Origin of the sequence: Streptomyces katrae, assembly GCF_002028425.1 — a bacterium.
Classification (GTDB): domain Bacteria; phylum Actinomycetota; class Actinomycetes; order Streptomycetales; family Streptomycetaceae; genus Streptomyces; species Streptomyces katrae_A.
On sequence record NZ_CP020042.1, the window covers coordinates 5,500,111 to 5,513,995 of the forward strand.

The window sequence follows — 13,885 nt, forward strand, 5'->3', positions numbered from 1 at the left end:
GGGGGCTACAGATGGACCACGGGGCAGGTCAGGGTGCGGGTGATCCCCTCCACCTGCTGCACCTTGGCGACCACCATGCGGCCGAGATCGTCGACGGTGTCGGCCTGGGCGCGCACGATGACGTCGTACGGCCCCGTCACGTCCTCGGCCTGGATCACCCCCGGGATGTTCCCGATGGACTCGGCGACGACCGACGCCTTGCCCACCTCGGTCTGGATGAGGATGTACGCCTGTACCACGGAACCTCCAGGGCGGCCACGAGGATCATTTCCCCTAACCTTCGGGTGGGCCCGACAGAATCGGAAGGGCCGGGGGAAGAAGGGACGCCACGGTACCGCGTCGCCGGGTGCCACGGGGAGACCCGCAGACCAGGCGCCACGCACAGCGGGGCGTACGCAGACCAGAAGTTGACGTATCTGTTGACGGTACCCAGAGCTGTGACGGCTCGCGACCGCAAGCGGACTTGCCAAGAAGGGGCACAGCGATGAAGGGCACTGTGGGCGAGCTGGGGGAATTCGGGCTCATCAGGGAGCTCACCTCACGGCTCACCACCACCCCGGCGGTCCGGCTCGGACCGGGCGACGACGCCGCGGTCGTGTCGGCCCCCGACCGGCGGGTCGTGGCCAGCACGGACATCCTGCTGGAGGGCAGGCACTTCCGGCGCGACTGGTCCACCGCCTACGACGTCGGCCGCAAGGCCGCCGCGCAGAACCTGGCCGACATCGCCGCCATGGGCGCCGTGCCGACCGCCCTCCTGCTCGGCCTGGTGGTCCCGGCGGAGCTGCCGGTCACCTGGCCCACCGAGCTCATGGACGGCATCCGCGACGAGTGCCAGGTCGCCGGCGCGGCCGTGGTCGGCGGCGACGTCGTCCGCGGGGACACCATCACCGTCTCCATCACCGCCCTCGGCGACCTGCGCAACCACGAGCCCGTGCTGCGCTCCGGCGCCCAGCCCGGCGACGTGGTGGCCGTCACGGGCTGGCTCGGCTGGTCCGCCGCCGGCTACGCGGTGCTCTCGCGCGGCTTCCGCTCCCCGCGGGCCTTCGTCGAGGCGCACCGGCGCCCCGAGCCGCCGTACCACGCGGGCCCGGCGGCCGCCGGACTCGGCGCCACCGCCATGACCGACGTCAGCGACGGCCTGATCGCCGACCTCGGGCACATCGCCGAGGCCAGCCACGTACGGATCGACCTGCGCTCGGGGGCCGTGGACATCCCGACCCAGATGCACGACATCGGCCAGGCCGTCGGCGTGGACCCGCTCCAGTGGGTGCTGACCGGGGGAGAGGACCACGCCATCGTGGCGACCTTCCCGCCCGACGTGAAGCTCCCGGCCCGCTGGAAGGTCATCGGGGAGGTCCAGCACCGCTCGGCGCTGCCCCAGGTGACCGTGGACGGCGCCCCCTGGACCAGCACCGGCGGCTGGGACCACTTCGGGGGCGACCCGGCCGAGGGCGAGACCCCGTGAGCCGGGCCGGCGGGGCCCCGCCGCTGTGCCTGACCGTCGCCGGATCCGACTCCGGCGGCGGTGCGGGCATCCAGGCCGACCTCAAGACGATGCTGGCGCTCGGGGTGCACGGCATGAGCGTGGTCACCGCCGTGACCGCCCAGAACTCCCTCGGGGTGCGGGGGGCCTGGGAGCTGCCCGCCGAGGCCGTCACGGCCCAGTACCGGGCCGTCGTGGACGACATCGGGGTCCAGGCGGTCAAGACCGGGATGCTCTCCTCCGCCGTCCTCGTGGAGACCGTCGCGGAACTGCTTGCCGGCACCGACGCCCCGGTGGTGGTGGATCCCGTGGGGGTCTCCAAGCACGGGGACCCGCTGCTCGCGGCCTCCGCGCTGGACGCCGTACGCGGGGAGCTGCTGCCCCGGGCCACGGTGGCGACGCCCAACCTCGACGAGGTGGCGCAGCTGACCGGTCTGGCCGTCGAGGACGAGGACGGCATGCGGCGGGCCGCCGCCGCGGTCCTCGGCTTCGGGCCCCGCTGGGCGCTGATCAAGGGCGGCCACCTCGCCGCCCACGGCGGGGAGGCCGTGGACCTGCTCACCGACGGCTCCGAGGAGCTGTGGCTGCGGGCGCCCCGCCACGACAACCGGCACACCCACGGCACCGGCTGCACCCTCGCCGGCGCCGTGGCGGCGGGCCTGGCCAAGGGGCTGTCCGTCCCGGAGGCCGTCACGGCGGCCAAGGAGTACGTCACCGGTGCCATCGCCGCGGGCTTCGCGCTCGGCGGCGGGATCGGCCCGGTGGACCACGCCTGGCAGTGGCGCTGAACCCGTCAGGAGCAGCCCTTGACCGTCGAGGGCTGCCCCTCCGGGGCCCCGGACAAGGCAAAAGGCCGGTCCACCAGAGGTGAACCGGCCTTCTTGGCAACCGGAAAGGGCTGCGCTACGACGACGGGAGGCGTCAGCGCGAGACCTTGCCGGCCTTGATGCACGAGGTGCAGGCGTTGAGGCGCTTCGGCGTCCCATTGACCACGGCACGGACGCGCTGGATGTTCGGGTTCCAGCGACGCGAGGTGCGGCGGTGCGAGTGGGAGATGTTGTTGCCGAAGCTCGGCCCCTTGGCGCAAACGTCGCAGTTGGCAGCCACAGGTCACTCCAAGACTTCAGATGCAATTACGGTGGAATCCGGCGCACCGGAATCAGAGATCTGAAGTGGCTTGCCGGACGAATGACCCGACTCTCGACGGGCAACCTGAGCAGCATACAACGACTGCTTGGGTCCGAGAAAACTACCATGACGGGGCCGGGCTCCGCCCCGGGGTCCCGGGCGGACGGCCGCCCTTCGTTACCCTGCGGTGAACCCTGGCCCGCACAAGGAGGAACGCCCGGTGGCGCACGAGCCCGAGCCGCAGCCCGCCGACGAGTTCGACGCCGAAGCGGTGCGCACCTGGAGCTCCCTGGCCCTGGCCGCACTGGGCCGGGCCCGCACGGACATCGACGCGATCAACGTCTACCCCGTCGCCGACGCCGACACCGGGACCAACCTCTACCTGACGGCCGAATCCGCCCACCGGGCCCTGACCGAGGCCTTCGCCCCCACCGCTCCCGGCGTGAGCGACGGCACAGCCCCGGCCACCGCGACGGCCACCGCGACGGCCTCCCTCCCGGAGGCCGTACGGGCTTACGCGCACGGCGCGCTCATAGGCGCCCGCGGCAACTCCGGGACGATCCTCGCCCAGCTCCTGCGCGGCATCGCCGACGTCCTCGGCGCCGCCCCCGCGGGCCACGCCCCCGGCCCGCTGCTGGCCCAGGCCCTCACCCGGGCCGCCGAGGAGGCCTACCAGGCCGTCGCCCACCCCGTCGAGGGGACGATGCTCACCGTCGCCGGAGCCGCCGCCCGTGCCGCGCAGGCCGCCCCGGGAACCGCCGCCGACGTGGCCCGCGCCGCCTACGACGGGGCCCGCGCGGCCCTTGCCGAGACCCCCGGGCAGCTGGCCGCCCTCGGCAAGGCCGGGGTGGTCGACGCGGGGGGCTGCGGGCTGGTCGCCGTACTCGGGGCGCTGTGGCAGGCGCTGTCCGGCCGGGAGCCCGAGCCCGAGCCGGTCCAGGGGCCGGCCGAGCCCGTGGAGCGCGTCCCGGAGCCCTGCGCCCAGGAGGAGGGCGGGCCCGGCTACGAGGTGGTCTACCTGCTGGAGGCCGCCGAGGAGGCCGTCGACCGGCTGCGCACCGCCCTCGACGGGCTCGGCGACTCCCTCGTGGTGGTCGGCGGCGACGGGCTGTGGAACGTCCACGTGCACGTCGACGACCCCGGCGCGGCCGTCGAGGCCGGAGTGGAAGCCGGCCGGCCGTACCGGATCCGCATCACCCACTTCGGTGACGAACGCCGCCGCGCGAGCGCCCCGCGCGCCCAGCGGGCCGTCGTGGCCGTGGTCCACGGCGAGGGGCTGGCCGCACTGTGCGGGGAGGCCGGCGCGACCACCGTCCCGGCCAGGGCGGGCGAGCCCCCGGCCGTCGCCGACCTGCTCGACGCGATCCGCCGGGCCCACGCCCGCGAGGTGGTCCTGCTGCCCGGCGGCGCCGAAATCCGCGCGGCCGCCGGCGCCGCCGCGGAGCAGGCCCGCGCCGACGGCGTGCGCGTCGCGGTGATCCCGACCCGCTCCGCCGTCCAGGCCCTGGCCGCCCTCGCCGTGCACGACCCGGAGGCCGGCTTCGACGAGGACGTCGTCGCCATGACCGCCGCCGCCGGAGCCACCCGGTACGGGGAACTGGCCGTCGCCGAGCGGCAGTCCTTCACCTCCGCCGGCATCTGCCAGGCCGGCGACGTCCTCGGGCTCATCGACGGCGACGTCGCCGTCATCGGCGCGGGCCTGCCCGAGACGGCCGAGGCGGTCCTGGAGCGGATGCTCGGCTCCGGCGGCGAACTGGTCACCCTCGTCCTGGGCCCCGAGGCCCCCGACACCCTCGCCGCGCGCCTGGAGGCGTACGTCCAGCAGCGGCACCTCGCCGTGGACACCGTCACCTACAGCGGCGGCAGGCACTCCGCGCCCCTGCTCATCGGAGTCGAATAGCGGCCCTGTCACAGGCATGGTGTGCAATGGAACACGTGCCCGCGCTCGACGAAGACCTCAAGAAGACCCTCGGCCCCGCCACCGCCAAGGTGCTCGCCGAGCAGCTCGGCCTGCACACGGCCCTGGACCTGCTCCACCACTACCCCCGGCGGTACGCCGAGCGCGGCGAGCTGACCTCGCTCGCGGACCTCGCCGACCAGCTCGACGAGCACGTCACGGTCGTCGCCCAGGTCGCCGACGCCCGGATCCTGACCTTCAACGGGGGCCGCGGCAAGCGGCTGGAGGTCACCATCACCGACGGCAGCGGCCGCCTCCAGCTGGTCTTCTTCGGCGCGGGCGTCCACAAACCGCACAAGGAACTGCTGCCCGGCAGCCGCGCGATGTTCGCGGGCAAGGTCTCCCGGTTCAACCACAAGCTCCAGCTCGCGCACCCGGCGTACGAACCCCTCGGCGCCGATGCCTCCGACCGGGACGCCGCCACCGCCTTCGCCAACCAGCTGATCCCGATCTACCCGGCCTGCGCCAAGCTGGAGTCCTGGAAGATCGCCAAGTGCGTGGACGCCGTCCTGCCCCGGGCGCAGGAGGCCCTGGACCCGCTCCCGCCCGCCCTGCGCGACGGCCGCGGACTGGTCCCGCTCACCGACGCCCTCCTCAAGATCCACCGCCCGGCCACCAAGGCCGACATCGAGGACGCCCGCCGCCGCCTGAAGTGGGACGAGGCCTTCGTCCTCCAGGTCGCCCTCGCCCGCCGCAGGCACGCCGACTCCCAGCTCCCGGCCGTCGCCCGCCGCCCGGCCCCCGGCGGCCTCCTCGACGCCTTCGACGCGAAGCTCCCCTTCACCCTCACCGAAGGCCAGCAGAAGGTCTCGGGGGAGATCTTCGACGACCTGGCCACCAGCCACCCCATGCACCGCCTCCTCCAGGGCGAGGTCGGCTCGGGCAAGACGATGGTGGCGCTGCGGGCCATGCTCGCCGTCGTCGACTCCGGGGGACAGGCCGCGATGCTCGCCCCCACCGAGGTCCTCGCCCAGCAGCACCACCGTTCCGTCACCGAGATGATGGGCGAGCTCGCCGAGGGCGGCATGCTCGGGGGGGCCGACCTGGGCACCAAGGTGGTCCTGCTCACCGGCTCCATGGGGACGGCCGCCCGCCGCCAGGCCCTGCTCGACCTGGTCACCGGCGAGGCCGGGATCGTCATCGGCACCCACGCCCTGATCGAGGACAAGGTCCAGTTCCACGACCTCGGCCTGGTCGTCGTCGACGAACAGCACCGCTTCGGCGTCGAGCAGCGCGACGCCCTGCGCTCGAAGGGCAAGCAGCCGCCGCACCTGCTGGTCATGACCGCCACCCCCATCCCGCGCACCGTCGCCATGACCGTCTTCGGCGACCTGGAGACCTCCGTCCTCGACCAGCTGCCCGCCGGCCGCTCCCCGATCGCCACCCACGTGGTGCCCGCCAAGGACAAGCCGCACTTCCTCGCCCGCGCCTGGGAACGGGTCCGCGAGGAGGTCGAGAACGGCCACCAGGCGTACGTCGTCTGCCCGCGCATCGGCGATGGCGAGGACGACCCGAAGGGCAAGAAGAAGGCCTCCGCCGAGGACGAGGCCGAAAAGCGCCCGCCGCTGGCCGTCCTGGAGATCGCCGAGCAGCTCGTCCGCGGCCCCCTCGCCGGGCTCTCCGTCGAGGTGCTGCACGGGCGGATGGACCCCGCCGACAAGGACGACGTGATGCGCCGCTTCGCCGCCGGCGAGGTCAAGGTGCTCGTCGCCACCACCGTCATCGAGGTCGGTGTGAACGTCCCCAACTCCACCGTCATGGTGATCATGGACGCCGACCGCTTCGGCGTCTCCCAGCTCCACCAGCTCCGCGGCCGCGTCGGCCGCGGCTCCGCCCCCGGCCTGTGCCTGCTGGTCAGCGAGATGCACGAGGCCAGTCCCGCCCGCGCCCGGCTCGCAGCCGTCGCCGCCACCCTCGACGGCTTCGAGCTCTCCCGCATCGACCTGGAACAGCGCCGCGAGGGCGACGTCCTCGGCCAGGCCCAGTCCGGCGTCCGCTCCTCGCTGCGCATGCTCGCCGTCATCGAGGACGAGGAGGTCATCGCCGAGGCCCGGGAGGAGGCCGCCCGCGTCGTGGCCGCCGACCCCGAACTGGAGCACCTGCCCGGACTGCGCACCGCCCTCGACGCCCTGCTGGACGCCGAGCGCGAGCAGTACCTGGAGAAGGGCTGAGCGGCACGACCTATCGTGGGAGGCCAGAACGGAGGCCCCGGCCTCCCCCGACCGCCGCAGACAAGGACCCCAGATGACCCGCGTGATCGCCGGCACCGCCGGCGGGCGGCGGCTGGCCGTGCCGCCCGGCACCGGCACCCGCCCGACCTCCGACCGGATGCGCGAAGGGCTCTTCTCCACCTGGGAGTCACTGCACGGCGTCGCGGACTCCCGGGTCCTCGACCTCTACGGCGGCTCCGGCGCCGTGGGCCTGGAAGCCCTCTCCCGGGGCGCCGCCCACACCCTCCTGGTCGAGGCCGACGCCAAGGCCGCCAAGGCCATCCGGGACAACATCAAGGCACTGGGCCTGCCCGGCGCCGAGTTCCGGGCCGGCAAGGCCGAGCAGATCGTCGCGGGCGCCGCGCCGGGGGACCCGTACGACATCGTCTTCCTGGACCCCCCGTACGCCGTCGAGCACGGCGAACTCGGCGAGATCCTCCTCACACTCCGCGCCAACGGCTGGCTCACCGGCGAAGCCCTCGTCACCGTGGAGCGCAGCACCAGGAGCGGACCGTTCCCGTGGCCCGAGGGGTTCGAGCCGCTGCGCTCGCGCAAATACGGCGAAGGCACCCTTTGGTACGGTCGCGCCGCCTCCACCAGCGAAGACTCATGAACGAGGGAGCTCAGTTGCGCCGCGCGGTCTGTCCGGGATCCTTCGACCCCATTCACAACGGGCACCTCGACGTCATCGGACGCGCCTCGAGGCTGTACGACGTCGTGCACGTCGCCGTGATGATCAACCGGTCGAAGCAGGGCCTGTTCACCGTCGAGGAACGGATCGAGATGATCCGCGAGGCGACCGCCGACTACGGCAACGTCGAGGTCGAGTCCTTCCACGGGCTGCTCGTCGACTTCTGCAAGGAGCGGGACATCCCGGCCATCGTCAAGGGCCTGCGCGCGGTCAGCGACTTCGACTACGAGCTCCAGATGGCCCAGATGAACATGGGCCTGTCGGGCGTCGAGACGCTGTTCGTCCCCACCATCCCGACGTACAGCTTCCTTTCCTCCTCGCTGGTCAAGGAGGTCGCGGCCTGGGGCGGCGACGTCGCCCACCTGCTCCCCGAGCACGTCCACGCGGCGCTGATCGAACGGCTGCGCGCCAAGTGAGCAAGCAGCGGCCGGGCTGAGTTCCCCGGCCCGTCCCGCGCGTCCCCCCGGTGGCCCTACAGTCGTCCCGTCAGTCCGAGGCGAAGAGAGCGCGAGCCACCCATGGACGTACAGAAGAAGCTGGACGAGATCGTCGCGGCCGTCGGCGGCGCCCGGTCGATGCCCATGTCGGCCTCCTGCGTGGTCAACCGCGCGGAGCTGCTCGCACAGCTCGAAGAGGTACGCCAGGCCCTGCCCGGCTCGCTGGCACAGGCCCGGGAACTCATCGGCGGCCGGGACCAGATGGTCGAGGAGGCCCGCCGGGAGGCCGACCGGATCATCGCCTCCGCGCACGCCCAGCGCGGCTCCCTGATCTCGGACACCGAGATCGCGCGCCGCTCGCAGGACGAGGCGGACCGGATCCTGGCCGACGCCCGCCGGGAGGCCGCCGAGATCCGGGCCGAGGCCGACGACTACGTGGACAGCAAGCTCGCCAACTTCGAGGTGGTCCTCAGCAAGACCATCGGCGCCGTGGACCGCGGCCGCGAGAAGCTGCTGGGCCGCGGACCCGGCCTGGACGAACGGGGCCACGACGACAGCGGCGCCCCCGAGCCCAGCCCCGACCCGCAGGCCCGGCGGGAGCAGGCGGACGCGTACGTGGACACCAAGCTGGCCACCGTCGAGGCGGTGCTCGCCAAGACCCTGGAGGCCGTCGGCCGGGGCCGCCAGAAGCTGCTGGGCCGGGTGCCCACCGACGACCTCGGCGCGCACATGGCCGCCCAGGACGCGGCCGGGGACCAGCAGGTCCGCCCGTCGAGCGACGCGGAGTTCCTGGCCGGGCTGGCCGAGCCCGAGCCGCCGGCGCTCCCCGCCCAGGCGGCGCCGGTCTACGAGGACTACGCCGCGGCGGCCTACGCGCCCTACGCGGCGCAGCCGCCGCAGCAGATCCAGCCGCCCCAGCAGGACGCCTACGCGTACCAGGACCCGTACGCGGGCTACCAGCAGCAACCGGACCCCTACGGCGGCTACCAGCAGCCCGACCCCTACGCCGCCTACCAGCAGCCCCAGCAGCCCCACCACCCGCAGCAGCCCGCGCTCGACGAGACCAGCTTCTTCGACACGAGCATGATCAACCTGGATCAGCTGCGCCAGTACGAACAGGGTCGCTAGGCCGGATTGGGCTCAGAGCGAAGCGCCGGGTATCCTGGCTGTTCGGTCGCGCCTATGCGCCGCGATCCATGCTGCCCTAGAGCGGCGAAATTTTCGATCTTCAGCGATCTGTGAAAGCAGGAACGGCCCTGAACACCCGCCTCGACCACCGCAACCCCCTCGTGTTCGACACGCACGAGCTGGGCCGGCGTCCTGGTGCCATGCAGCGGCTGTCCCGTGAGATCGAGGCGCCGGCGGACTTCGGTCTCGTCGACGTCATCGGGGTACCGGAAGGCGCCCCGGTGAAGATCGACCTCCGCCTGGAGTCGGTCATGGAAGGGGTGCTTGTCACAGGCACCGTCCGTGCAAAGGCCGTGGGGGAGTGCGTAAGGTGTCTGGAGACCGTCGAGCGCGAGCTCAAGGCGGACTTCCAGGAGATGTTCTCGTACCCTGACGCCGACGACCGGAGCCGCTCCAAGGCGGAGCCGGCCGACGACGCCGAGGACGACGAGGACATGCTCTTCCTCGAGGACGGCTTGTTCGACCTCGAACCCGTGCTGCGGGACACGGTGGTGCTCGCACTGCCCATGCAGCCGGTGTGCCGGGAGGACTGTCTCGGACTGTGCCCCGATTGCGGGGTCAGCCTGAACGACGACCCGGAGCACCACCACGACGCCGTCGACATCCGTTGGGCGGCATTGCAGGAACTCGTCGTGACCGATCAGGACGGCGAGAAGGACAACATGAGCGGCACTGCATCTGACGGAGTTCAGAGCGCCGCCGAGAAGCAGGAGAAGTAGCCGTGGCTGTTCCGAAGCGGAAGATGTCGCGCAGCAACACGCGCCACCGCCGGTCGCAGTGGAAGGCTGCGGTCCCCACCCTGGTTTCGTGCGAGCGTTGCCAGGAGCCGAAGCTCCAGCACATCGCGTGCCCGAGCTGCGGCACCTACAACAAGCGCCAGGTCCTCGAGGTCTGAGCGGCTGGTGAGAGGCGCAATGTCTGAGCTGTCCAACGCTGAGAAGCAGGCAGACAGTAACAACGCGGCCTCGTCCCACACGCTTCTGGAAGGGCGGCTCGGGTACCAACTCGAGTCCGCCCTTCTGGTGCGTGCGCTGACCCACCGTTCGTACGCGTACGAGAACGGCGGTCTGCCCACCAACGAGAGGCTGGAGTTCCTCGGGGACTCCGTCCTGGGCCTGGTGGTCACCGACACGCTGTACACCACCCACCCCGACCTGCCGGAAGGCCAGCTGGCCAAACTGCGGGCCGCGGTGGTCAACTCGCGTGCACTGGCGGAGGTCGGCCGCGGCCTCGACCTGGGCTCCTTCATCCGGCTCGGCCGGGGCGAAGAAGGCACGGGCGGCCGGGACAAGGCCTCCATCCTCGCCGACACCCTCGAAGCGGTGATCGGCGCGGTCTACCTCGACAAGGGCCTCGACGCGGCCTCCGAGCTGGTCCACCGGCTCTTCGACCCGCTCATCGAGAAGTCCTCGAACCTCGGCGCCGGCCTGGACTGGAAGACCAGCCTCCAGGAGCTCACGGCGGCCGAAGGCCTCGGCGTTCCCGAGTACCTGGTCACCGAGACCGGTCCGGACCACGAGAAGACCTTCACCGCTGCCGCCCGCGTCGGTGGTGTCTCGTACGGCACCGGCACCGGCCGCAGCAAGAAGGAAGCGGAACAGCAGGCGGCGGAGTCCGCGTGGCGCGGGATCCGTGCCGCCGCGGACGAGCGGAAGGCCGCCGAAGCGGCGTCCGCCGCGGCCGAGGGGGCGCAGGCCCCCGCCGACCCGGCGGCCAAGGCCTGACCGGAACTTCCTTCGGGCACCTCCCGCCCGCTCCTGCCACCGGCAGGGGCGGGCGGTCCCGTTTCCGGGCGGGGCCCCTGCCGCCCCGGGCCGCCCGGTAGGCTCGCGGCAGAGCCGGACGCCCGCGCCCCCGTGCCCCCGCGTCCCGCGAAGCCCGCTTTCCCCTCCGGAGGATCACCGTGCCCGAGCTGCCCGAAGTCGAAGTGGTGCGGCGCGGCCTGGAACGCTGGGTGGCCGGGCGGACCGTCTCCGCCGTGGAGGTGCTCCACCCCAGGGCCGTGCGCCGCCACCCGGCGGGCGGGGCCGACTTCGCGGCGCGCCTGGCCGGCGGGACCATCGGGGTGGCGCGCCGGCGCGGGAAGTACCTGTGGCTGCCGCTGGAGGGCCGGGACCTGTCCGTCCTCGGCCACCTCGGGATGAGCGGGCAGCTGCTGGTGCAGCCGGCCGGCGCCCCCGACGAGAAGCACCTGCGCATCCGGATCCGCTTCGCCGACGACGCCGGGACCGAGCTGCGCTTCGTCGACCAGCGGACCTTCGGCGGGCTCTCCTTGCACGAGGTCGCCCCCGGCAGCGAGGAGGGGCTGCCCGACGTCATCGCGCACATTGCCCGCGATCCCCTGGATCCCCTGTTCGACGAGGGCGCCTACCACCTGGCGCTGCGCGCAAGGCGGACCACCCTCAAGCGGGCCCTCCTGGACCAGTCGCTCATCAGCGGGGTGGGCAACATCTACGCCGACGAGGCCCTGTGGCGCGCGAAGCTGCACTACGAGCGCCCCACCGCCACCCTCACCCGCCCCCGGAGCGCGGAACTCCTCACCCACGTGCGGGAGGTCATGAACGCCGCGCTCGCGGTCGGCGGGACCAGCTTCGACAGCCTGTACGTCAACGTGAACGGCGAGTCGGGCTACTTCGACCGGTCCCTGGACGCCTACGGGCGCGAGGGCGAGCCCTGCCGCCGCTGCGGTACGCCGATGCGGCGCAGGGCCTGGATGAACCGGTCCAGCTACTTCTGCCCCCGCTGTCAGAGGCCGCCGCGCGCGGCGTCGTAGGACTGCCGCGAGCCGAGGACCTCGTCCATGCTGCCCTCCACGAAGTGGATCAGGGCGAGCAGCCGGTCGGCGATCTCCCGCCCGAGCGGGGTCAGCTCGTAGTCCACCCGGGGAGGGTTGGTCGGCTGGGCCTCGCGCGTGACGATGCCGTCGCGCTCCAGCGCGTGCAGGGTCTGGGAGAGCATCTTCTCGCTCACCCCGTCGACCCGGCGGCGCAGCTCGTTGAAGCGGCGGGGGCCGTCGCGCAGGGCGCCCACGGTGAGGCTGCCCCAGCGGCCGGTGACGTGCTCCAGGGTCTCCCGGGAGGGGCAGGCGCGCGCGAAGACGTCGAACGGCAGGTCGGCCGCGACGCTCTCGGTGCAGACGTCGGTACGGGCAGGGGTCTCCATGCACCCAGCGTACCCCCGGGTAGCGCTAACCGTCTGCTTGCGCTTTCCAAAAGTTAGTGCTTCTCTGTTCCTGTCGCACCGCGGCGTACCGCGGCGCACTGGAACCGCCCTCTAGGAGTAGAGCCATGTCTGCCACCATCCCCGCCCCCGTCGTCTCGATCGCCTACCACTCGGGTTACGGCCACACCGCCGTCGTCGCCGAGGCCGTGCGGGCCGGCGCCGCCGCGGCCGGGGCGACCGTGCACGTCGTCAAGGTCGACGAGATCACCGACGCCGAGTGGGAACTCCTCGACGCCTCCGACGCGATCGTCTTCGGCTCCCCGACCTACATGGGCACCGCGTCCGGCGCCTTCCACGTCTTCGCCGAGGCCACCTCGAAGCGCTGGTTCGGCGACGCCTGGCAGGACAAGGTGGCGGCGGGCTTCACCAACTCCGCCTCCAAGTCCGGCGACAAGCTCAACACCCTGCAGTACTTCCAGATGCTGGCCTCGCAGCACGGCATGAGCTGGGTGAACCTCGGCCTGAAGCCGGGCTGGAACTCCTCCACCGGCAGCGAGTACGACCTCAACCGCCTCGGCTTCTCCTCCGGCGCCGCCGCCCAGACCAACGCCGACGAGGGCCCGGAGGCCGTGCACAAGGCCGACATCGCGACCGCCGAGCACCTCGGCCGCCGGGTCGCCGAGCACACCCGTGTGGTCATCGCGGGCCGTGCGGCGCTGGCGGCGGCCGCGGCCTGACCCCGCTGCGGGGCCGGCGGCCGGTTCTAGAAGCCGAAGTCCTGGGTCCACCAGGGGCCGCCGGCGCCGAAGTAGACGCCCACGCCGAGGGTGCGGAATTCGCAGTTGAGGATGTTCGCGCGGTGGCCCGGGCTGTTCATCCAGGACTCCATCACGGTCTTCGCGTCACCCTGGCCGCGCGCGATGTTCTCGCCGCCCATTCCGGTGATCCCGGCGTTCTGCGCCCGCTGCCAGGGGGTGTTGCCGTCGGGGTCCGTGTGGTCGAAGAAGCCCCGTACGGCCATGTCCTTGCTGAAGGCGGCGGCCAGCGCGGCCAGCGGCGGGTTCGCCCGCACCGGGACGCAGCCCGCCTGGGCGCGCTCCTGGTTGACCAGGGCGAGGACCTCCGCCTCCGCGGACGGGTTCGCGACCCCGGCGGCCGGCGGCTTGGGCGCCGCGGGCTTGGGGGCGGCCGCCTTCGGGGGCTGCGGGGCGGTGGTCCTCTCCGGCTCCTTGGCGGAGGCCGACGGGGTGGGCGTCGGCGTCGGTGTCGGTGTCGGCGAGGCCGAGGGGGACGGCGAGGCCGAAGGGCTCGGGGAGGCCGGGGCGGACGCCGACGGGGTGCCCGCGCCGGGGCCGTCGGAGGCGCGGCCGGACAGGTTGGCGAGGCCGCCCTGCTCCAGCCCGCGCTCCGGGCTCGGGGTGGGCTTCGCCCGGGCCTCGGTCCGGTCGGCGGAGCCCGTGCCGACGTACGGGAAGGAGCCGCCCACCGGTACGAAGCCGGTCGTGACGGCCGCCGTGCCGAGGGCCACGGCCACGGAGACGCCGAGCAGCCCGTTGCGCACGGCGGCGCGCCTGACACCGCGGCGCGGCGCGGCGTGGAGTCGGTGGCGTCCCATCGGTCGCGGCCCCT

Annotated in this window: 16 protein-coding genes; 12 read left to right on the forward strand and 4 right to left on the reverse strand. The window is 73.0% G+C overall.

Features of this window, described 5'->3' with window-relative positions; translation table 11 throughout:
* Positions 1–5: 5 nt before the first annotated feature.
* Complete coding sequence (locus tag B4U46_RS25255) at positions 6–239, reverse strand: Lrp/AsnC family transcriptional regulator (RefSeq protein WP_079429958.1); 234 nt, start codon at positions 237–239, stop codon at positions 6–8.
* 245 nt (positions 240–484) lie between these two features.
* Here B4U46_RS25255 and B4U46_RS25260 point away from each other — a divergent pair, with 245 nt between their 5' ends.
* Positions 485–1,465 (forward strand): thiamine-phosphate kinase, encoded by a 981-nt coding sequence (locus B4U46_RS25260; RefSeq protein WP_079429959.1) that lies wholly within the window; start codon positions 485–487, stop codon positions 1,463–1,465.
* Positions 1,462–2,271 (forward strand): bifunctional hydroxymethylpyrimidine kinase/phosphomethylpyrimidine kinase, encoded by an 810-nt coding sequence (thiD, locus tag B4U46_RS25265; RefSeq protein WP_079429960.1) that lies wholly within the window; start codon positions 1,462–1,464, stop codon positions 2,269–2,271. Before B4U46_RS25260 ends, thiD begins: the two co-directional genes overlap by 4 nt.
* Before the next feature lie 133 nt (positions 2,272–2,404).
* On the opposite strand, the gene rpmB is transcribed toward thiD, so the two are convergent.
* Positions 2,405–2,590, reverse strand: coding sequence for a 50S ribosomal protein L28 (gene rpmB, locus B4U46_RS25270; RefSeq protein WP_007266795.1), 186 nt, complete (start codon positions 2,588–2,590; stop codon positions 2,405–2,407).
* Between the two features lie 241 nt (positions 2,591–2,831).
* Between rpmB and B4U46_RS25275 the strand changes: the two genes are divergently transcribed.
* The 9 genes from B4U46_RS25275 (at position 2,832) to mutM (ending at position 11,867) form a co-directional block, all read left to right on the forward strand.
* Complete coding sequence (locus tag B4U46_RS25275) at positions 2,832–4,511, forward strand: DAK2 domain-containing protein (protein WP_079429961.1); 1,680 nt, start codon at positions 2,832–2,834, stop codon at positions 4,509–4,511.
* A gap of 26 nt (positions 4,512–4,537) precedes the next feature.
* On the forward strand, positions 4,538–6,739 hold the full coding sequence (recG, locus tag B4U46_RS25280; protein ID WP_079429962.1) for an ATP-dependent DNA helicase RecG: 2,202 nt from the start codon (positions 4,538–4,540) through the stop codon (positions 6,737–6,739).
* A 73-nt stretch (positions 6,740–6,812) separates the two neighbouring features.
* Positions 6,813–7,391, forward strand: coding sequence for a 16S rRNA (guanine(966)-N(2))-methyltransferase RsmD (gene rsmD, locus B4U46_RS25285; protein WP_079429963.1), 579 nt, complete (start codon positions 6,813–6,815; stop codon positions 7,389–7,391).
* Between the two features lie 14 nt (positions 7,392–7,405).
* A complete protein-coding gene (gene coaD, locus B4U46_RS25290; RefSeq protein ID WP_045945919.1) occupies positions 7,406–7,885 on the forward strand; it encodes a pantetheine-phosphate adenylyltransferase in 480 nt (159 codons plus the stop codon).
* 102 nt (positions 7,886–7,987) lie between these two features.
* Complete coding sequence (locus tag B4U46_RS25295; protein ID WP_079429965.1) at positions 7,988–9,034, forward strand: DivIVA domain-containing protein; 1,047 nt, start codon at positions 7,988–7,990, stop codon at positions 9,032–9,034.
* 110 nt (positions 9,035–9,144) lie between these two features.
* A complete protein-coding gene (locus tag B4U46_RS25300; RefSeq protein ID WP_079429966.1) occupies positions 9,145–9,813 on the forward strand; it encodes a YceD family protein in 669 nt (222 codons plus the stop codon).
* Positions 9,814–9,815: 2 nt separating this feature from the next.
* A complete protein-coding gene (rpmF, locus tag B4U46_RS25305) occupies positions 9,816–9,989 on the forward strand; it encodes a 50S ribosomal protein L32 (RefSeq protein WP_003965982.1) in 174 nt (57 codons plus the stop codon).
* Positions 9,990–10,008: 19 nt separating this feature from the next.
* The gene (gene rnc, locus B4U46_RS25310; RefSeq protein WP_079429967.1) at positions 10,009–10,818 is read left to right on the forward strand and encodes a ribonuclease III; all 810 of its coding nucleotides are present in this window, start codon (positions 10,009–10,011) and stop codon (positions 10,816–10,818) included.
* Positions 10,819–10,997: 179 nt separating this feature from the next.
* Positions 10,998–11,867: a bifunctional DNA-formamidopyrimidine glycosylase/DNA-(apurinic or apyrimidinic site) lyase gene (mutM, locus tag B4U46_RS25315; RefSeq protein ID WP_079429968.1), complete on the forward strand. Its 870-nt coding sequence runs from the start codon at positions 10,998–11,000 to the stop codon at positions 11,865–11,867.
* Here the strand turns inward: mutM and B4U46_RS25320 are convergent.
* Positions 11,840–12,256: a winged helix-turn-helix transcriptional regulator gene (locus B4U46_RS25320; RefSeq protein ID WP_079429969.1), complete on the reverse strand. Its 417-nt coding sequence runs from the start codon at positions 12,254–12,256 to the stop codon at positions 11,840–11,842. The two genes, mutM and B4U46_RS25320, sit on opposite strands and share 28 nt — an antisense overlap.
* Positions 12,257–12,381: 125 nt before the next feature.
* Here B4U46_RS25320 and B4U46_RS25325 point away from each other — a divergent pair, with 125 nt between their 5' ends.
* The gene (locus tag B4U46_RS25325) at positions 12,382–12,993 is read left to right on the forward strand and encodes a flavodoxin family protein (RefSeq protein ID WP_079429970.1); all 612 of its coding nucleotides are present in this window, start codon (positions 12,382–12,384) and stop codon (positions 12,991–12,993) included.
* Positions 12,994–13,019: 26 nt separating this feature from the next.
* Here the strand turns inward: B4U46_RS25325 and B4U46_RS25330 are convergent, their stop codons facing one another.
* Positions 13,020–13,871 (reverse strand): CAP domain-containing protein, encoded by an 852-nt coding sequence (locus B4U46_RS25330; RefSeq protein ID WP_079429971.1) that lies wholly within the window; start codon positions 13,869–13,871, stop codon positions 13,020–13,022.
* Between the last annotated feature and the right edge of the window lie 14 nt (positions 13,872–13,885).